Genomic DNA, 17,918 nt, shown 5'->3' with positions numbered 1-17,918 from the left:
CCTGGCAGCGTCAGGCCGCCGACCAGGCGTACCGCGGGTTCGCGGGGGCCGTGCGCGGTCGCCGCGCGGTCGCGCGGGAGCGGCCCGGGCCTGTTAGCGTTACCGCTGACAGGAGGTGAGCGGCGGTGAAAGCGAAGGGCGACAGGCCGGCGGTGCTCATGGACGTGGCCGTGCTCGCCGGGGTCTCGGCCATGACCGTCTCGCGCGTGCTCAACGCGCCCGACCGGGTCCGCGCGGAGACCAGGGCCCGCGTCATGGCCGCGGTGCGCGAGCTCGACTACCGGCCCAACCAGGCCGCCCGCCAGCTCGTCACCGGCAGGTCCGGGGTGCTCGGCGTGGTCAGCATCGACACCACCCTCTACGGCCCGGCCTCCACGCTCTACTGCATCGAGCAGGCGGCCAGGCGGGCCGGCTACAACGTCAGCATCGCCAGCCTGCCCTCGCTCAGCCGCAGGTCGATGGAGGAGGGCGTGCAGCGGCTGCGCGCCCAGGCGGTCGACGGCGTGATCATCGTGGCGCCGCACGAGTCGGCCGCCGACGGCCTGCGCCACCTGCCGCCGGAGATGCCGGTGGTGGCCGTCGACGCCGGCGACGACATCCCGGTGCCGGTGGCCAAGGTCGACCAGCAGGCGGGCGCCAGGCGGGTCACCCGTCACCTGCTCAGCCTCGGCCACGAGACGGTCTGGCACGTCGCCGGCCCGGCCGACTGGCTCGACGCCAACGGCCGCATCGAGGGCTGGCGCGGCGTGCTGGAGGCCGCCGGCCGGGAGGCGCCCGAGGTGCTGCGCGGCGACTGGAGCGCCCGCTCGGGCTACCAGCTCGGCCGCCGCCTCTGCGAGAACCCCGACGTCACCGCCGTGTTCGTGGCCAACGACCAGATGGCGCTCGGCGTGCTGCGCGCGCTGCGCGAGGCCGGCCGCCGGGTGCCCGAGGACGTCAGCGTGGCCGGGTTCGACGACATCCCCGAGTCGGCCTACTTCTGGCCGCCGCTGACCACCGTGCGCCAGGACTTCGGCGAGGTCGGCAGGCACGCCTTTCACCTGCTGCTCGACTTCATGGCCGGGCACGAGCCGGAGGCGCGGCGGCTGGTCGAGCCCGAGCTCGTGGTCAGGGAGAGCACGGGAGCCAGGCCGTCCCGGGCATGACCGGCATGATCGGCGGGCAGGTGTAGGGCCGTCGCGGAGGTGATCGGCTGGATGATGCTGCTCGAACGTTTCGACGCCTGGGACAAGCGGGCCTTCGACCGGATCGCGCGCTCCGACCTGCCCGTGCTCGACGCCCTGCTGCCGCATCTGTCGTCGGCGGCCGACAACTCGGTCCTGTGGGGGCTGGTGGCGGGCGTCCTGATGATGACGGGCCGGCCGCGCCTGCAGCGGGCGGGCGTCCGCGGGCTGCTGGCGATCTCGCTGGCCAGCCCGCTGACCAGCATGGTCGTCAAGCAGGCGATCCGCAGGCCGCGCCCGCTGACGGACCTCATCCCGGTGATCCGGCGCCGCCGGGTGCCGGCGTCCTCGTCGCTGCCGTCGGGGCACAGCGCGTCCGCGGTCGCCTTCGCGGTGGCGGTCTCCAGGGACGCGCCGCTGCCGGTCGCCACCTCGGTCACGCTGCTCGCCGCCGGCGTGGCCGCCTCCCGCGTGTACGTGGGCGCCCACTACCCGGGCGACGTGCTGGCCGGGGTCGCCGTCGGGGCGGCGGCGGGCTGGAGCGCCCGGGGCTGCGGACGATGGCTGCGCCGCACGCTGGCCGCCTGCGCCGCGCCGCAGGAGGTCAGGCGGGGCCGCTGCTGGCCCGGACGATCAGGGTCGAGCGCAGCAACTGCAGGGAGTTGACCGGCGGGCGGCCCTCGTCCAGGGCGCGCAGCAGGAGCTCGATGGCCTGCCTGGTCATCTCCCTGCTCGGGACGGCGACCGTGGTGAGGGCGGGATGCGTCACCCGTACCTCGTCGATGTCGTCGTGGCCGACCACCGACAGGTCGCCGGGCACCGAGCGGCCGCCGAGCCGGGCCGCCTCCAGCGCGCCCAGCGCGAGGATGTCGTGCGTGCAGAACAGCGCGGTCAGGCCGGGGTCGGCGGTCAGGGCCGCGGTGGCGGCGGTGAAGCCGCCCATCGCGGTCGGCTCCGGCGCGGTGAAGACGGCCGCGGCCGGGACGTCGAGGCCGTCGCGGGCGAACGCCCGGCGGAACCCCTGCACGCGCAGCGCGTGCGGCGCGCTGCTCAGCACCGCGACCCGCTCGTGGCCCAGCTCGCGCAGATGCCGCCCGGCCAGGTAACCGGCCTGCTCGTAGTCGATCGTGACGACGGGCAGGGTGTCGGGCACCTCGCTCTCCCACGCGCACAGCGCCACGGGGAAACGCGCGTCGGCCAGCAGCGGCAGGTGCTCGGTGAGGCCGTTGTCGCCGGCGATCAGCAGGGCGTCGACCGAGCGGCTGGTCAGGCCGGTGATGTGCCGGCGGGCCCGGTCGCCGTCGAGGCGGGTGGTGCACAGCAGCAGGTGGTAGCCGTGCTCCTCCAGGACGTTCTCCGCCTCCTCGACCACGGCCGAGTAGAACGAGCTGGCCACCGTCGGCACGAACAGTCCGACGGTCATGGTGGTGCCGGTGGCCAGCGAGCGGGCGACCAGGTTGGGGGTGTAGCCGAGCTCGGCGATGGCGGCGCGCACCCTGGCCTCGGTCTCGGGGCGGACGCGTACGCGGCCGGTGACCACGTTGGAGACCGTCTGCTTGGTGACCCCGGCCCGCTCGGCCACGTCCTGCATCGTGACCACGCGGCCTCCTAGGGGTTTGACCGGTCCAATGACGTCGCCCCGAAACGTAGCCGCCCGGCTCGGACCTCGTCAACCATCGTGCGCATTACGTGCCTTTTGACCGGACAAGAGAGCAGGAACGCGAATTCGGGCCTTGTTTGAGCGGTCAAATCTGGCGTATGGTCCGGCCACGCGGTTCCGGCTCGTGGTTCCCCCCAAGGGTCCGCCCGATGTGGCGTGCCCGACAGAAAGGAGCACCCGTGTCCCCCCATCGCAACGTGCTCACCGCCGCCGCCGCGGCCCTGACGCTGGTCCTGGGCGGCTCCCTCGCCGTCCCGGCCGCGTCGGCCGCACCGCCCGACGCCGCCTACACGATCACCGTCGGCTCCACCGGCCGCTACGCCCATCCCACCGACACCCCGGCGGCCACCTACATCGACAAGGACGGCACCTTCTACTTCCAGCAGTCGGCCGCCCTCTACGGCGCCTCCGACCCCCGCTACTGGGACTTCTTCACCGGCACGAACTTCGAGACCGCCACCCGCTCGGCCGCGATCAGCGACGCGGTCAACCCGGCCAACTCCGCCGACCGCAACAACGACACGACCTGGCGCTGCAACAACAGCCCGACCGGCGTCGAGGCGACCCCCGCCGGCGCGGGCTCGGGGTACGCCCACAAGAACTACTGCGACCTGGTCGGCGTCTGGGTGGACCCCGACACCGGCGACTGGTACGGCCTGGTGCACAACGAGTTCACCCCCCAGCCCTTCGGCGACGGCCTGCACTACGACTCGCTCGACTACGCCGTCTCCCGCAACCAGGGCCGGGTGTGGACCATCCTCGGCCACGCGATCACCTCGCCGTACAGCACGAAGCGCAACGACGCCGCGGCCTTCCCCCACCAGACCTACGACTACGGCGACGGCGACCCGCGCCTGTTCGCCGACCCGGTCTCGGGCTACTTCTACGTCTACTACGGCTCGCGGATCATCCCGAAGGGCGGCGTGGGCGGCGGCAACGGCGGCCTGGCCCACGTGGCGCGGGCGCCGATGTCGGCCAAGATGGCGACCGGCTCGTGGACCAAGTGGTACGACGGCTCCTGGTCGCAGCCCGGCGTGGGCGGCAAGGAGAGCAACATGGTCCCGGTCACCGCCGCGAACCCCCGGGGCTACACGCCCGTGGGCGGCGACTACGACCCGGCCAACACCGGCACGGTCGACCAGCAGATCGCCGCCGGGGAGCTGCCGCCGAAGTCCGACCTGTTCATCATGAACATCGCCTACGACGCCCACCTCGGCCTCTACCTCGGCGAGCCCGAGGTCGTCTCCGGCCGTCAGCCGCAGCGCCTCTACGTCACCGACGACCTGTCGACCCAGCGGTGTCGCCTGATCGGCGACACCGGGAGCTACGTCTCCGGCTCCTGGTACCGCTGGTTCCTCGACGACGTCAGCAGAACCGGCTCGGCCATCGTCGGCCGGACGTTCCGCTCGTACTGCTCGATCGAGTGCGCGACCTCCAGCGGCGAGTACGCGAACCTCACCGTCACCTCCACCGCGCCCGCCCCCGCCCCGGCGGACCCGGCCAGGACCTACCGGATCGGCACCGGGGCGGGCCGCGTCCTGGCCCAGGTCTCCGGCGGCCCGGCGACCACCTCCGCCGCCGCCCCGACCGGCTCGCCCCTGGAGAACTGGACGTTCACCCCCAACGGCGACGGCTCCTACCGCATCGCCAACGCCTCCACCGGCGGGCTGCTCGGCGTGGACGCGGCCACGACGGCCGGCCGCGCCTGGGGGGCCAGACCGGTCGTCACCGCGCCCGGCGCCGGCGGGCCCACCGCGGGCCAGCAGTGGTTCGTGGTGCCGGGCGGAAGCGGCCACCGGCTGGTCAACCGCTACAGCGGCCTCGCCCTCGCCCTGACGGCGGACGCGTCCCGACCGGCCGAGACCACCCCCGTACGCCACTGGAGCGACACCTCCGGCGGGACGGTCGGCGGCCGCCGCACGGCCGCCGAGCAGACCCTGACGCTGACCGACACCGGCGCCCCGGGCGGCGACCTGAGCGGCACCCACACCCTGACCGCCGCCGGCAAGGCCCTGGACGACCCCGACCACTCCACCACCCCGGGCACCCAGCTCATCACCTGGACCCCCAACTCCGGCGCCAACCAGCGCTGGGTCTTCACCCGCCGGCCCGACGGCTCCTACCAGATCGCCAACGGCCTGTCGAAGCTCTGCGCGGACGTCGGCGGCGGTTCGACCGCCGCCGGCGCCAAGATCATCCAGTGGACGTGCACCGGCGCCGCCAACCAGAGCTGGCAGGTCACCCCCGCCCCCGGGGGCGGCTACCGGATCGCCTCGCAGAAGAGCGGGCTGCTGCTCACCACGGCCTCCACCGCCGACGGCGCGCTCGTCACCCAGCAGGCCGACACCGGCTCGGCGCTCCAGCGCTGGACCGTCGGCTGACCCTCCTCCGGCGGGGCCCCGTCCGGGCCCCGCCGGGCCACCCCCCGAATCTCACAGGACAGGCGGTGCCGCTCGATGAGCTCATCCCGATCCCACCCCATCCGCCGGACGTTCGCCGGGCTCGCCGCCGGCGCGCTGGCCCTCGGCCTGGTCACCGCCTGCGGCGGCGACGCCCAGGACGCGTCCGGCAAGGAGCTCGTCTACTGGTCGATGTGGAAGCAGGGCGAACCCCAGCAGGTGGCCCTGCAGGCCGCGATCACCCGCTTCACCCGGGCCACCGGCATCAAGGTCAGGGTCGAGTGGGCCGGCCGCGACGTGGTCAAGCAGAAACTGCCCGCCGCGCTCACCACGTCCAAGGTGCCGGACGTGGTCGACCAGTCCGACGACACGATTCGGCCGTTCATGGTGACCCCGGGCGTGGCCCGGGGGCTGGCCAAGGTGTATGAGGCCGACGTGCCCGGCGAGGCGGGCAAGAAGGTCAAGGACGTCATCCCGGCCAAGTACTCGCAGAGCCCGGCGTTGCGGCTGCCGGACGGCCAGCCGTACATGGTGCCCTACAGCGTGGCCGGCATCGGCCTGTTCTACGACGCCGCCACCCTCACCGAGACGCCGCCGAAGGACTGGACGGCGTTCCTGGCGCTGCTCGGCACCCTCAAGGCCGGCGGCCGGACGGCCCCGCTCACCGCCGACGGCGAACAGTACTGGTCCGACTCGTACTGGATGAACTACTACCTCTACCGGACGATCGGCGCGGACGGCCTCAAGGCCATCGCCGAGGACCGGACCGGGCAGTCGTGGAAGAAGCCCGAGGTGCTGGCCGCCGCCCGGCAGATCGAGCGGTTCGCCAAGGAGGGCTACCTGCTCAAGGGGTACGACGCCAGCAAGTACCCCGAGCAGCAGAAGAACTGGGCCCAGGGCCGGGCCGCGTTCATGATCATGGGTTCCTGGCTGCCCAGCGAGGTCGGCTCGTACGCCAGGGCCGGGTTCAAGCCCGCCTCCATGCCCTTCCCCGAGGTCGGCGGGCCGGCCAAGGGCGAGGAGGTCGTGCAGTTCGGCTTCGCGATGCCCGCCAAGGCCAGGAACGTCGAGGCCGGTGAGCGGTTCATCGCGTACCTGACGACCAAGGAGTTCGCCGACGACCTGGCCAGGACGGCCTCCGTGCTCTCGCCGCGCGAGGACGCGTTCGTGCCCGAGGCGCTGGCCGGGGTGAAGCGGCAGCTCGACAGCGTGCCCGAGACCTACCCGTTCGCGGCCGGGCTGAGCGTGCCGGGCTGGACCGACAAGGTCTACTACCCGACGGTGGGCGAGCTGTTCAACGGCAGGCTCACCGCGCAGGGGTTCGTGGACAAGATCACCGCGGTCCAGGCCGGCTTCTGGAAGAACCAGGGCAGCTGATGGCGGCCGAACCCGAGACGCGGCCCGGTCCGGCCGTACGGGCCCGGCAGCGGGCCTTCGTCCCCATGGTCGGCCCGGCCCTGGCGCTGCTGGGCGTCTTCGTCCTCGGCCCGGCCTGCTACGCGGTGTGGATCAGCCTCCAGCAGACCGCCGGGTACGGCGACTCGCGCTTCGTCGGCCTGCGCAACTACGCCCGCCTGCTGGGCGACCCGGTCTTCCACACCGCGCTGCTCAACACCCTGAAGCTGCTGGTCGTCGGCGGCGGCGTGACGTTCGCCGCCGGGTTCGCGCTCACGATGGTGCTCAGGGAGATGCGCGGACGGCTGGTCGCGCGCAACATCCTGTTCTTCCCCAACATCGTCAGCGCGCTGGTGCCGGCCATCGTGGCGGGGTTCCTGTTCAACCCCGACGGGCTGGTCAACACCGTGCTGAGGGGCGTCTTCGGGGTGAGCGACCCGCCCAAGTGGCTGGCCGTGGACAACACGTTCACGCTCATCATGATCGTGGCGATCTGGGCGGCCGTCGGGTACTACACCACGATCATCATGGCCGCCGTCGACCGCATCCCCGCCTCCTTCTACGAGGACTGCGCGCTGCTCGGGGCCACGTCCTGGCAGCGGCTGCGGCACGTCACGATCCCGCTGACCTGGGACGTGCTCAGCGTCTGCGCGCTGCTGTGGACCATCAGCTCGATCAAGGTGTTCGAGCTGGTGCTGGTGTTCGGCGGCGGCACCGCGGGCACGCCGCCGAGCAGCACCTGGACCGTCGCCCTCTACAGCTACGCGGCCACGTACGGCGGCTCAGGCTCGCCGCCCGAGCTGGGGATGACCGCCGCCAGCGCGCTGTTCAGCCTGCTGATCGCGGCGGCCGTGGTGCTCCTGCTGCGGCGGGCGCTCGACCGTGAAGCCGTCCGGTTCTGAAAGGGGGGGCCGACCATGAGACCGACGAGGCTCGCGCCCATGAAGGCGGCCGTGTGGGCGGTCGTCGCCGCCGACGTGGCGCTGTTGGCGTGGGTGCTGATCACATCGCTGAAGAGCACCCGCGACGTGTTCGACCATCCCTGGCGGCTGCCGATCCCGCCGACGCTGGACAACTACCTGACCGCGCTGGAGGTCGGGAACTTCGGCCGGGCCGCGGTCAACAGCGCGGTCGTGGGCGTGCTGTCCTCGGTGCTGGCCGTGGTGGTCGCCGCGCCGGCCGCGTACGCGCTGACCCGGACCGCGAACCGGGCGGGACGGCCGCTGACGCTGCTGTTCGCGCTCGGGACCGGCGTGCCCACGCAGGTCATCCTGCTGCCGATCTTCCTCATGCTGAGCAGCCTGGAGCTCACCTCCACCCTGACCGGCCTCACCCTGGCCTACGTCGGCACGGCCATGCCGTTCACCGTCTTCCTGCTGACCGGCTTCTTCCGATCGCTGCCCGGCGAGCTGGAGGAGGCCGCCGCGCTGGACGGCGCCGGGGTGTGGCGGACGTTCCTGCGCATCGTGGTGCCGGTCGCCCGGCCGGGGCTGGTCACCGTGTTCGTGCTGCAGCTCATCGTCTCCTGGAACGAGACCATGCTCGCCCTGGTGCTGATGCAGGACGACGAGAAGGAGACGCTGCCGGTGGCGCTGATCGGCTTCGCCCAGCAGCAGCAGTACACCGGCACCAACTGGGGCGGTATGTTCGCCGGCGTCTGCGTGGTCGTGCTGCCCATGGTGGTCCTGTTCGCCTGGGTGGGACGCCGCGTCACCGAAGGCATCACCTTGGGGATGGGGAAATGACGACGACCGTCCGCCGCATCGTGATCACTCTGCCGGTCGCCCTGCCCGGCCCGGACAACCCGCTGCCGCCCCTCGGCGAGGCCGCCGGGCCCGCGGCCACGGTCGCCGGCGCGCCGCCCGACATGGCCTTCCAGCTCTCCTACGGCAGGCTCGCCTCCGTGCTGCCCTGCCGCGTCCAGGACGGCTACGACCGGGCGCGCCGGCCCCGCCGGGTCGAGGCGATCCAGCTCGCCAACGACCGGCTGACCGCGACCCTGCTGCCCGGCTGGGGCGGCCGGCTGCACTCGCTGGTCCACCGCGACCACGGCGAGCTGCTCTACCGGAACCCGGTGCTGCAACCGGCGAACTTCGGGCTGACCGGCGCCTGGTTCTCCGGCGGCGTGGAGTGGAACTCCGGCTCGACCGGGCACACCACGCTGACCTGCCGCCCGGTCTTCGCCGGAGAGGCCGAGGGGCCCGACGGCACGCCGATGGTCCGGGTGTGGGAGTGGGAACGCACCCGGGACCTGCCGTACCAGGTCGACTTCTGGCTGCCGCGCGGGTCGGACTTCCTGTACGTGGGCGTGCGCATGCGCAACCCGCACCCGCACGAGGTGCCGGCGTACTGGTGGTCGAACATCGCCGTCCCCGAGACCGGGCGGACGCGCGTGCTCGCCCCGGCCGGCACGGCCTGGCACTTCGGCTACGCCGGGCGGCTCGAACAGGTCCCGATCCCGGTCTGGGACGGCCTGGACCGCAGCTACCCGGCCCGCGCGGACCACGCCGCCGACTACTTCTTCGAGCTCGGCGACCGCCGTCCGTGGATCGCCGCGCTCGACGGCTCCGGCGCGGGCCTCGTGCACACCTCCACCCGGTCGCTGCGCGGGCGCAAGCTCTTCCTGTGGGGACGCGGGCCGGGCGGGCGCCGCTGGCAGGACTGGCTCACCGAGCCCGGCACCGGCGGCTACCTGGAGATCCAGGCGGGGCTGGCCCGTACCCAGCTCGAACACGTGCCGCTGCCCGGCGGGGGCGAGTTCTCCTGGCTGGAGGCGTACGGGCCGTTGCGCGCCGACCCCGCCGCCGTGCACGGCGCGGACTGGTCGGAGGCGGTGCGGGCGGCCGAGGAGGAGCTGGCGGCCCGGCTGCCGGCCGCCGAGGTGTCCGCCGCCTGGCGCAAGTGGCGGCCGCACGCCGACCAGGAGCCCGTCCGGATCCTGGCGGAGGGGTCCGGCTGGGGCGCCCTGGAGGTGGCGCGCGCCGGCGTCGCCACGCCCGGCACCCCGTTCCCCCGGTCCACCCTCGGCGCCGACCAGTCGCCCTGGCTGACTCTCCTCACCACCGGGGCCTTCCCCCGTCCTGAGCCCTCTCCCGGCGCGGATCCCGGGCACAGCCTCGTGTCCGCGCCGTGGCGGCGGCTGCTGGAGCGGGCGCCGGAGACCTGGGTGACGGCCTACCACCTGGGCGTGGCCGCCTGGCACGCGGAGGACCGCGCGGAGGCGGTACGCGCGTGGCGGCGCTCCGCCGAGCTGCGCCCGAACCCCTGGGCGACCCGCTGCCTGGCCCGCACCACCGCGAACCCGGACGAACGGGCCACCCTGTACCTCACAGCCCTCCGCCGGACGGCCGGACTCGTCCGGGAGCGCCTGGCGGCGGAGGCGGCCGTCGCGCTGCTGGAGGCCGGAAGGGCCGCCGAGTGCCTGGCCGTCCTGGACACGCTGCCCGCGACCGGCCGGGCCGTCCTGCTCCGCGCCCGCGCCCTGCTCGCCGCCGGGGACCGGGACGGCGCCCGCGCGCTGTTCGACGCCGGCTTCGACGTCGATGACCTGCGGGAGGGCGAGGCCGTCCTGCACGACACGTGGTCGCGCCTGACCACCGACCCGCTGCCCGGACGCTACGACTTCCGCATGCACCCCGACGACGCCTGACCTGCCCTCACTCGCCGGTGCCGGTGGTCAGCTCAGCAGCGGGAAGCGGTCGTCGGCGGACGGGAGCCGTCCGGTGGCTTCGAGCACGTACGTCGTCAGGTCCAGATGGGCCGGGCGGTCCGCGCCGAGCAGCCCGTCGAGGGTCTCGCCCGCCAGTTCCAGCGCCTCCCGGGCGGGCGGCCGCGCGGCCTGCAGGTCGAGGTGGTGGACGGCGGCCTCGGTCGCCAGCGTGGCCAGGAAGTCGGGCACGGCGATCACGTGGCCCTGCGTGGCGACGTGTCCCGCCGGGTCGGCCGCCAGCGCCGCCCGCACGGCGGCGGGGGCGGTGTCCTGCCACACCCGCAGCACCCCGGAGGGCCGGGTGAAGGCGGACGCGGACCTGCGCACCCACCAGGCGTGGGCGTCCGCGCCGCCCCCGGCGCCCTCGGGGGCGTCCGGGACGGGCTGGAAGGAGCTCCAATAGGTGACGTGGTCCACGTCGGGCGGCCCGTCGGCCGGGGTGGCGAACGCGACGAGGGCCCGCTGGGCGTCGCACAGCACGTGGAAGAGCAGATCCACCCCTGCCCAACCGGCGCACCGGGTGGGCCTGAGCGGATCGGTCTCGCTCACCGCGGCCGTGAACTCGCGGTAGGCGGCGGCGAGGGCGGTGCGGGCACGTTCGAAGTCCATGGGGACGATTCTTACTCGCGGCCCGCCGCTTCCGACCGGACGGGCGGGCAGCCCCGCTGGTACGGGCGCTGCGGGAAGTGCGTCCGCCACTCCGCGGACGTCAGCTCCCCGGCCCGCCGGCACAGGACGGCGGCCGAGGCGGCCGGATCGAGCTCGTACCGCTGGACCGGGACGTGCTCCCCGGCCACGTACAGGACCCGGCCGCCGTCGCCGAAGGCCAGCGCGAGGACGGCGTCGCCCGGCGTGGGCAGCGGCGAGCCGATCGGCTGGCGGGAGGCCACGTCCCACAGCTGCAGCGAGCCGTTCGCGCCGCCGGTCGCGAGGACCGTGCCGTCCGGCGAGAACGCCAGCGCGTTGACCATGACGCTGCGGTCGGCGGCGGCCGTCGTGGGGATCGCCAGCGTGCCGAGACGGCGCTCCGCGCGGCCGTCCCACAGGACGGTGCGGCCCGTGGCGTCCCCGGCGGCCAGGTACCGGCCGTCCGGGCTGAAGGCCAGCGAGGTGGTCTGGCCGGGCCCGTACCGGCCCTGGACCCGCCGCGTCGAGGGCAGGTCGACGAGGTCGCCCATGGAGGTGACCAGCAGCCGCCGGTCGGGGTCCGTCCGCAGCTCGTGGCCGGTGACGTCGGGGAGCGTCTTGGTGACGGTCCGGCTGCGCGGGTCCCAGACGCTCAGCCGGCCCACCAGGGGCGGGGAGGCCGCCAGCAGCGTGCCGCCGGGGCCGAAGGCGAGGGCTCCGACCGAGCGGGCGTCGCCGTCCAGCGTCAGGCTGTCCGACAGGCGGGCGCGGGCGACGTCCCACACCGACACCCGGGTGGGCAGCGAGCGGTAGCCCAGGGGGGAGCCGCCGTAGGCCAGCCGCCGCCCGTCGTCGTCGAAGGCCAGCAGCACCGTGCACTGCGGGATCTGCGACTTCGGCTCGGGGCAGGCCACCTCCGGGAGGTCGGCGGTGGGCCGGCCGGTCCGCCGGTCGTACAGCCGGAAGCGCACGAGGCCGGTCTCGTGCCCCGGGTAGCCGAGGGCGAGCGCGGCCCCGTCCGGGCCGAAGGCCGCCGCGGCGGCCGCCTCCTCCCGCCATCCGGGGCTCGCCGCGCCGCCCAGGTCGAGGGTGCGCACGGTCGCGGGCCACGTGGAGCCGGACCCGGCGAGGTAGCGGATCCGGTTCGCCCCCGGGTCCACCCGCAGGTCCACGGCCTGCTCGCCGGACAGGGGATGCCGGAAGACCGGCAGTTCGGGCGAGGCCAGGCGCCACAGGACGATCGCGGCGCCGTCGGAGGCGGCCAGGAAGGCGCCGTCGGCGCTGAAGGACACCTCCTTGACGTCGCGGCGGACGACGCCCGGCAGCTCCTTGCCCGACGCGAGCTCCCACATGCGGACCTTCTCCGTCGTGACGACCGCCAGGCGCCCGCCGTCGGGGGTGAAGCGCACCCGCTCGTACTGGCACTGCTCGCGGGTGAGGACGGGCGCCCACGGCGTGCCGATCCGGCGGGCCGCCGCGACGTCCCACAGCTGCAACGGCTCGCCGGGCACGCACAGCGCCAGCAGGCGGCCGTCCGGGCCGAGCGTCGCGTCCGGGAACGACGGGTCCGCCCAGTCGCGCCGGTCGGCCGAGCTGCGCAGGTACGCCGTCCCGAACTCCCAGGTGATCTCCGCCGGCTCGGCGGGCGCCCGGCGGGGGAACTCGACCGCCAGCAGCTCGCGCCGGGTCCGCGTGTCCCACACCCGGACCCGGTAGGTCTCCCGCCCGGCGTCGTAGCCGATGACGGTGCGCCCGTCCGGGCCGGCCTCGAACCCGTCGCGCGCGCGGCCGAGGGCGGCGGGGGCCCGGCTGCCGGTCCGCAGGTCCCACAGGCCCACCTCGCCGTCCGCCAGGCGCATGGGCAGCGTCCACGCGTCGCCTCTGCGGGCGCCCAGCTGGTCGAGCGCCGCGCCGGGGGCGGGCATGGAGCCCGTCGCGCGGCGGGCGTCCAGGTCCCAGGACGTGACCCGGTCGGCGCCGACGCTGAGCAGGGTCCGCCCGTCGGCGCTGAGGTGCCGCCTGGTCCGGCTGCCGCCGGCGGGGTCGGTGAAGACGTCCTGGGCCGGCTGGACGGCCGCGGTCAGCAGGGCGGAACGGGTCTCCGGCAGGTCGGCCAGCCGCCAGGCGGCCAGGGCCAGCCGCATCGAGGCGCGCGGGTCGGAGTCGCGCAGGCTCGCCGCCACGCCTGCGGTGCGGCGGGCCTCGGCCTCGCGCTGCCGCTGCTCGCCCGTCCTGCTCTGCTGCCAGGCCAGCAGCGCCGCGGTCAGGGTGAGCACGAGCAGCACGGCGGTGGCCGTCGTGCGCCGCCTGCGCCGCCGTCGTTCGCCGTCGCGGGCGGTGCGGCTCGCCGTGAGGAAGTCGCGCTCCAGCGGCGTGAGGACGCCGGCCCGTCCGAGGTGCTCGTCGGCGACGGCCAGCGCCACCCCCCGGTACAGGCCACCGGGGTCGCGGTCGTGGTCCTGCCAGGCGCCGGCCGCCTCGGTCAGGCGGCGGTGCACGCGCAGGCGTTCGCGGTCCTGCTCGATCCAGTCGTGCAGCCGGGGCCAGGCGGTGAGGAGCGCCTCGTGCGCCAGATCGACGCGTCCCTCGTCGAGGGTGACCAGCCGCGCTCCGGCCAGCCGCTCCAGCAGCTCGCCGGTCTCGTCGTCCGGCTCGCCGGTGAGCAGTTCGGCGCGCTCGACCGGGCGGCGGGTGTCCTGGCCGTCCTGGCCGGGGGTGACCAGGCGGAGCATCAGGTGGCGCAGACGCTCCCGCCGCGCGGGGGACAGGCCGGCGTACAGTTCCTCGGACGTGCGCGCGATGGCGCTGCGCAGGCCGCCCGCGGCCGTGTAGCTCGCCACCGTCAGCACCCGGCCGCGCCGCCGCCGCCAGGTCTCCAGCAGCGCGTGCGACATCAGCGGCAGCGCGCCGGGCTCGCCCTCCACCTCGCCGACGATCATGGCGGTCAGCTCGCGCTCCACCACCAGCCCGGCCCCGGCCGCCGGCCTGACGATCGCCGCCCGCAGCTCGGCCGCGCTCATCGGGCTCATCAGCAACGTCGCGTCCCTGGCCGACTCGGCCAGCCCCCGGTGCCCGGCGCACTGCCCGAAGAAGTCGGCCCGTACGGCCAGCACGACCCGCGGCCCCTCCTCGGCCCGCGCGGCGGCCAGCAGCGCGTCGATGAAGGCGGCCCGCCGCGCCGGATCGGCGCACAGGGCGAAGACCTCCTCGAACTGGTCCACGACGAGCACGTCCGCCCGCACGCCGGCCTCCTCCGGCCGCGGCTCGGGACCGGGCGTGACCACGCGGACCACCGGCGGCCGGCCGCCGGAGTCGCCGGTCCGCAGTAGCCGGGGCACCAGCCCCGCGCGCAGGAGGGAGGACTTGCCGCTGCCGGACGGCCCGACCAGCAGCACCAGCCGGTGCTCGCCGACCAGCGCCGCCAGCCGCTCCACCAGCGCGCCGCGCCCGAAGAAGCGGTCCTGGTCGCTGGTCTCGAACCGGGCCAGGCCCAGGTACGGGGCGGGGGAGTCGTCCTCGGTGGCCGCCTGGGCGAGGGCTTCCCGATCGGCCTCCGCCCAGCGCCGCCGCCAGGTCTCGACGTCCCCGCCGCAGGCCCGGACGTAGGCCAGGGCGACGGGCAGCGAGGGCAGCCGGTAACCGGCGGCGGCCTGGGCGAGGGTGGCGGCGGAGTAGTGGGCGCGGGCCGCCATCGCCCGGTAGGTGAGCCCGCCGGCCTCCTGGCGTAACTTGCGCAGCTCGTACGCGAATCGGGCGACGGGCCCGGAGGCCGGGTCCAGCGGCTGCTCACGACGGCCCAACGTTCCCTCCAGCGAATCCTCTCAAGATCACGTTACTGGTCACGAGAGATACGGAGTCGCCGGCCACCCCGATCAGGACGTGCCGGGCGCCGCGAACCTGCGTCCGTTCCGCCACGGCAGGCCGAAGCCCGACACGGTGAGGCCGGAGCTGGTCACGGTGAGGGCGGCGGGTCGGATCCCGTCATCGAGGGAGGCCGGGCCCGGACAGCCGAAAGGCCAGACCCCATCGTTCCGGGTCTGGCCTTGGAGTGTGGTGGACGATACTGGGATTGAACCAGTGACCTCTTCCGTGTCAGGGAAGCGCTCTCCCGCTGAGCTAATCGTCCTTGGAGGTGGAGACGGGATTTGAACCCGTGTGGACGGCTTTGCAGGCCGCTGCCTCGCCTCTCGGCCACTCCACCGAGTCGAACCACTCCGAGCGGAAGACGGGATTCGAACCCGCGACCCTCACCTTGGCAAGGTGATGCTCTACCACTGAGCCACTTCCGCGCTGTTGCATGCCTAACTCTAGCGCCTTTTCCGACCAGATGCTTCCCGCTACTTGCGAAGCCGGCGGGCGACGCCGCGTTCGGTGGCCGGCAGGCTCAGGAAGATCTCCAGGATCCGGGTGAGCCGGTGGACCTCGATGCGGTGGAAGGCCGGACCCTCGGAGCGGGCCAGCAGCAACGTCAGGGCGAGCGGCGGGAGCGGGGCGTGGATGGCGTGCACGCCGCCGTCGAGCGTGAGGGCCGCCGGGCGTGGCGGGGCCGGGCTGGGGACGGTCAGGCCCTGCGGGGCGCGCCAGCTCGCGTAGACCACGCCGTGGTCGGCGGCGGTGGCGGCCCAGTCGGCGCTGAACAGCACCGGCAGCGAGTCGACGAGCGTGGTCAGCGCGCGGTCGCCCGCCGTGGTGATGTACTTGAGTATCTCCAGCTCGGGGTAGGTGCCGGCGGTCTCGCGGGTGGTCCAGATGCCTTCCACGCGGACGTCGTCGACGCTCTCCAGGCTCTTGACCAGCACCTCCCGGGGGGTGCTCTCGGGGCAGAAGACGGTGATGTCGTCGACCGCCGAGCCGGCCCCCCGGTCGAGGACGGTGACCTGGGTGATGTCGGCCCCCGCCGTGCCCAGGGCCTTGGTGACCTGGGCCAGAGACCCCGGACGGTCGGGCAGCGCCACGCGCACGCGAAGAAGCATCGATCCCTCCCTGGTGATGCCGTCCACAGCCTATAGGCGAATACCGCTTCCGGCCTGAGCTGCGCTACAACTGACGGAGTGAAGATTGGGCCGATTGGGGCATGGCCGCCCGTGGTGCTGGCGCCCATGGCGGGCATCACGAACGCGCCGTTCCGGGTGTTGTGCCGGGAGCAGGGCGCCGGGCTGTTCGTGTGCGAGATGATCACGACGCGGGCGCTGGTCGAGCGCAATCCCAAGACGCTCAGGATGATCAGGTTCGCCGAGTCGGAGCGGCCGAGGAGCCTGCAGCTCTACGGCGTCGATCCCGACATCGTCGGGCGGGCGGTGCGGATGATCGCCGAGGAGGACCTCGCCGACCACGTCGATCTCAACTTCGGCTGCCCGGTGCCCAAGGTGACCAGGCGCGGGGGCGGGTCGGCGCTGCCGTACAAGAGGAACCTGCTGCGGCGGATCCTGCGGGCGGCGGTGGCGAACGCGGGGGCGCTGCCGGTGACGATGAAGATGCGCAAGGGCATCGACGACGACCACCTGACCTACCTCGACGCCGGCCGCATCGCGGCCGAGGAGGGCGTCGCGGCGATAGCCCTGCACGCCCGCACGGCGAAGCAGCACTACGGCGGCGTGGCCGACTGGGCGGCGATCGCGCGCCTGAAGGAGGCCGTGCCCGAGATCCCGGTGCTGGGCAACGGCGACATCTGGTCGGCCGACGACGCGTTGCGCATGGTGGCGCGCACCGGCTGCGACGGCGTCGTGGTGGGGCGCGGCTGCCTCGGGCGTCCGTGGCTGTTCAAGGACCTGGAGAACGCGTTCAACGGCAGCCCCGAGCGGGTCCGGCCGACGCTCGGCGAGGTGGCCGGGACGATGGAGCGCCACGCGGCCGGCCTCACCGAGTGCTTCGACACCGAGCGGTACGCGATCGCGGACTTCCGCAAGCACGTCGGGTGGTACCTCAAGGGGTTCGAGGTCGGGAGCGCGCTGCGGCGGGAGCTGGCCACGGCCGAGTCGCTCGACGGGCTCCGGGAGGGGCTGGCCAAGCTCGACCATGACCAGCCGTGGCCGCCGAACACCGACACGCCCCGGGGCAAGTCGGGCGAGCGTCAGAAGGTGCAACTGCCTGACGGGTGGCTCGACGACCCGTGGGACTGCGTGGTCCCGGACGAGGCGGAGTCGGACATATCCGGCGGCTGACGGACCGGTTCCTGGTGGGGCGGTCAGTGGGGGCCGGTGGCCTCGGTGCCGCACGGGCCGCCGCCGGCCGACGGCTCCAGCAGCACGCGCTCGCCGTCCATCGTCAGCGTCTCGTACCAGGACGAGATGCGCTCGGCCGAGCGGCCGGTGTAGTGGCAGATGAAGCTGCGCCTGAACCGGTCGGCCGTGCTGTTCGGCTCCGACCCGTGCACCAGGCTGCCGTTGAAGAAGAGCACGTCGCCGGGCTGCATGTCCACGGGCACCCGCTCCAGGCCCGGCGGCGGCGGGACGTACTCGCGGGTGAAGGAGAGGTCCTGGTCGGCCTCCTCCGGGCAGAACAGGTCCATCAGATGGGTGCCGGGGACCACTTCCAGGCCGCCGTTGGCGCGGTCGACGCGGTCCAGCGCCACCCAGGCGGCCACGCACGTGCCCGGCTCGACGCGCAGGTAGAAGTTGTCCTGGTGCAGCGCCTGCCCGCGGGCGCCCGGCGGCTTGAAGTAGAACATGCTCTGGGCTGCTATCGGCTCCTCGCCCAGCAGCTCGCGCAGGATCGCGGCGAAGCGGGCGTCGAGCAGGTAGCGCAGGGCGACGTCGTTCACCTGGTGGGGGTGCATGATCCGGGGGTAGTCGCGCAGGGCGTCGTAGGGCGCGCCCGGCTCCTGGGGGACGGGCGAGAAATGCCCGGGTATCGGGCCGGCGGCGTGCAGGGCCATGAACTCATCGCGCAGCTCGGCCACCTCCTCGGGAGCCAGCAGCGCGGGGACGAGCACGTACCCCCGGTCGTGGAAGTCGTTCAGCCTCATG

The 17,918-nt window shown here is 74.0% G+C and carries 13 protein-coding genes and 3 tRNA genes; 8 read left to right on the top strand and 8 right to left on the bottom strand.

The window, feature by feature from the left end:
- Window positions 1–158: 158 nt before the first annotated feature.
- Both ACIBK9_RS47900 and ACIBK9_RS47895 read left to right on the top strand, forming a co-directional pair.
- Entirely contained in the window at window positions 159–1,145 is a 987-nt protein-coding gene (locus tag ACIBK9_RS47900) for a LacI family DNA-binding transcriptional regulator (RefSeq protein ID WP_352361447.1), read from the top strand.
- Between the two features lie 39 nt (window positions 1,146–1,184).
- Window positions 1,185–1,829, top strand: coding sequence for a phosphatase PAP2 family protein (locus ACIBK9_RS47895; protein ID WP_397165815.1), 645 nt, complete (start codon window positions 1,185–1,187; stop codon window positions 1,827–1,829).
- Here ACIBK9_RS47895 and ACIBK9_RS47890 read toward each other — a convergent pair.
- On the bottom strand, window positions 1,768–2,754 hold the full coding sequence (locus ACIBK9_RS47890) for a LacI family DNA-binding transcriptional regulator (RefSeq protein ID WP_397165853.1): 987 nt from the start codon (window positions 2,752–2,754) through the stop codon (window positions 1,768–1,770). The genes ACIBK9_RS47895 and ACIBK9_RS47890 overlap by 62 nt on opposite strands.
- A gap of 248 nt (window positions 2,755–3,002) precedes the next feature.
- Here ACIBK9_RS47890 and ACIBK9_RS47885 point away from each other — a divergent pair, with 248 nt between their 5' ends.
- From ACIBK9_RS47885 to ACIBK9_RS47865, 5 genes are all read left to right on the top strand, one after another.
- Window positions 3,003–5,204 carry an RICIN domain-containing protein gene (locus ACIBK9_RS47885; protein WP_397165814.1) on the top strand — a complete coding sequence of 734 codons (2,202 nt, stop codon included), beginning with the start codon at window positions 3,003–3,005 and terminating at the stop codon, window positions 5,202–5,204.
- Between the two features lie 75 nt (window positions 5,205–5,279).
- On the top strand, window positions 5,280–6,599 hold the full coding sequence (locus ACIBK9_RS47880) for an ABC transporter substrate-binding protein (RefSeq protein ID WP_397165813.1): 1,320 nt from the start codon (window positions 5,280–5,282) through the stop codon (window positions 6,597–6,599).
- Window positions 6,599–7,519: a carbohydrate ABC transporter permease gene (locus ACIBK9_RS47875; protein WP_397165811.1), complete on the top strand. Its 921-nt coding sequence runs from the start codon at window positions 6,599–6,601 to the stop codon at window positions 7,517–7,519. Before ACIBK9_RS47880 ends, ACIBK9_RS47875 begins: the two co-directional genes overlap by 1 nt.
- 15 nt (window positions 7,520–7,534) lie before the next feature.
- The gene (locus ACIBK9_RS47870) at window positions 7,535–8,362 is read left to right on the top strand and encodes a carbohydrate ABC transporter permease (protein ID WP_397165809.1); all 828 of its coding nucleotides are present in this window, start codon (window positions 7,535–7,537) and stop codon (window positions 8,360–8,362) included.
- Entirely contained in the window at window positions 8,359–10,266 is a 1,908-nt protein-coding gene (locus ACIBK9_RS47865) for a DUF5107 domain-containing protein (RefSeq protein ID WP_397165807.1), read from the top strand. Before ACIBK9_RS47870 ends, ACIBK9_RS47865 begins: the two co-directional genes overlap by 4 nt.
- A gap of 27 nt (window positions 10,267–10,293) precedes the next feature.
- Here the strand turns inward: ACIBK9_RS47865 and ACIBK9_RS47860 are convergent, their stop codons facing one another.
- From ACIBK9_RS47860 to ACIBK9_RS47835, 6 genes are all read right to left on the bottom strand, one after another.
- Window positions 10,294–10,935 (bottom strand): maleylpyruvate isomerase N-terminal domain-containing protein, encoded by a 642-nt coding sequence (locus tag ACIBK9_RS47860; protein ID WP_397165805.1) that lies wholly within the window; start codon window positions 10,933–10,935, stop codon window positions 10,294–10,296.
- An 11-nt stretch (window positions 10,936–10,946) separates the two neighbouring features.
- Window positions 10,947–14,753, bottom strand: coding sequence for a helix-turn-helix domain-containing protein (locus ACIBK9_RS47855; RefSeq protein WP_397165804.1), 3,807 nt, complete (start codon window positions 14,751–14,753; stop codon window positions 10,947–10,949).
- A 251-nt stretch (window positions 14,754–15,004) separates the two neighbouring features.
- Window positions 15,005–15,079 (bottom strand) — tRNA-Val (locus ACIBK9_RS47850).
- 1 nt (window position 15,080) lies between these two features.
- Window positions 15,081–15,154, bottom strand: a tRNA-Cys gene (locus ACIBK9_RS47845).
- A gap of 16 nt (window positions 15,155–15,170) precedes the next feature.
- Window positions 15,171–15,242 (bottom strand) — tRNA-Gly (locus tag ACIBK9_RS47840).
- A gap of 48 nt (window positions 15,243–15,290) precedes the next feature.
- Entirely contained in the window at window positions 15,291–15,926 is a 636-nt protein-coding gene (locus tag ACIBK9_RS47835; RefSeq protein ID WP_358285500.1) for an ACT domain-containing protein, read from the bottom strand.
- A 78-nt stretch (window positions 15,927–16,004) separates the two neighbouring features.
- On the opposite strand from ACIBK9_RS47835, the gene dusB reads away from it, so the two are divergent.
- Window positions 16,005–17,114 (top strand): tRNA dihydrouridine synthase DusB, encoded by a 1,110-nt coding sequence (gene dusB / locus ACIBK9_RS47830; protein ID WP_352325166.1) that lies wholly within the window; start codon window positions 16,005–16,007, stop codon window positions 17,112–17,114.
- A 23-nt stretch (window positions 17,115–17,137) separates the two neighbouring features.
- Here dusB and ACIBK9_RS47825 read toward each other — a convergent pair whose 3' ends face one another.
- Entirely contained in the window at window positions 17,138–17,917 is a 780-nt protein-coding gene (locus tag ACIBK9_RS47825) for a phytanoyl-CoA dioxygenase family protein (RefSeq protein WP_397165802.1), read from the bottom strand.
- Window position 17,918 lies beyond the last annotated feature (1 nt).

It is taken from the genome of Nonomuraea sp. NPDC050227, from assembly GCF_044459705.1.
Lineage (GTDB): Bacteria > Actinomycetota > Actinomycetes > Streptosporangiales > Streptosporangiaceae > Nonomuraea.
This window is presented reverse-complemented; position numbering and strand designations above follow the sequence as displayed.

What these genes read in the sequence shown, in the direction of transcription:
- ACIBK9_RS47890 (WP_397165853.1), bottom strand. Translation starts at nt 2,754, where the DNA reads ATGCAGGACGTGGCCGAGCGGGCCGGGGTCACCAAGCAGACGGTCTCC.
- ACIBK9_RS47900 (WP_352361447.1), top strand. Translation starts at nt 159, where the DNA reads ATGGACGTGGCCGTGCTCGCCGGGGTCTCGGCCATGACCGTCTCGCGC.
- ACIBK9_RS47865 (WP_397165807.1), top strand. Translation starts at nt 8,359, where the DNA reads ATGACGACGACCGTCCGCCGCATCGTGATCACTCTGCCGGTCGCCCTG.
- ACIBK9_RS47875 (WP_397165811.1), top strand. Translation starts at nt 6,599, where the DNA reads ATGGCGGCCGAACCCGAGACGCGGCCCGGTCCGGCCGTACGGGCCCGG.
- ACIBK9_RS47825 (WP_397165802.1), bottom strand. Translation starts at nt 17,917, where the DNA reads ATGAGGCTGAACGACTTCCACGACCGGGGGTACGTGCTCGTCCCCGCG.
- ACIBK9_RS47870 (WP_397165809.1), top strand. Translation starts at nt 7,535, where the DNA reads ATGAGACCGACGAGGCTCGCGCCCATGAAGGCGGCCGTGTGGGCGGTC.
- ACIBK9_RS47880 (WP_397165813.1), top strand. Translation starts at nt 5,280, where the DNA reads ATGAGCTCATCCCGATCCCACCCCATCCGCCGGACGTTCGCCGGGCTC.
- ACIBK9_RS47860 (WP_397165805.1), bottom strand. Translation starts at nt 10,935, where the DNA reads ATGGACTTCGAACGTGCCCGCACCGCCCTCGCCGCCGCCTACCGCGAG.
- ACIBK9_RS47835 (WP_358285500.1), bottom strand. Translation starts at nt 15,926, where the DNA reads ATGCTTCTTCGCGTGCGCGTGGCGCTGCCCGACCGTCCGGGGTCTCTG.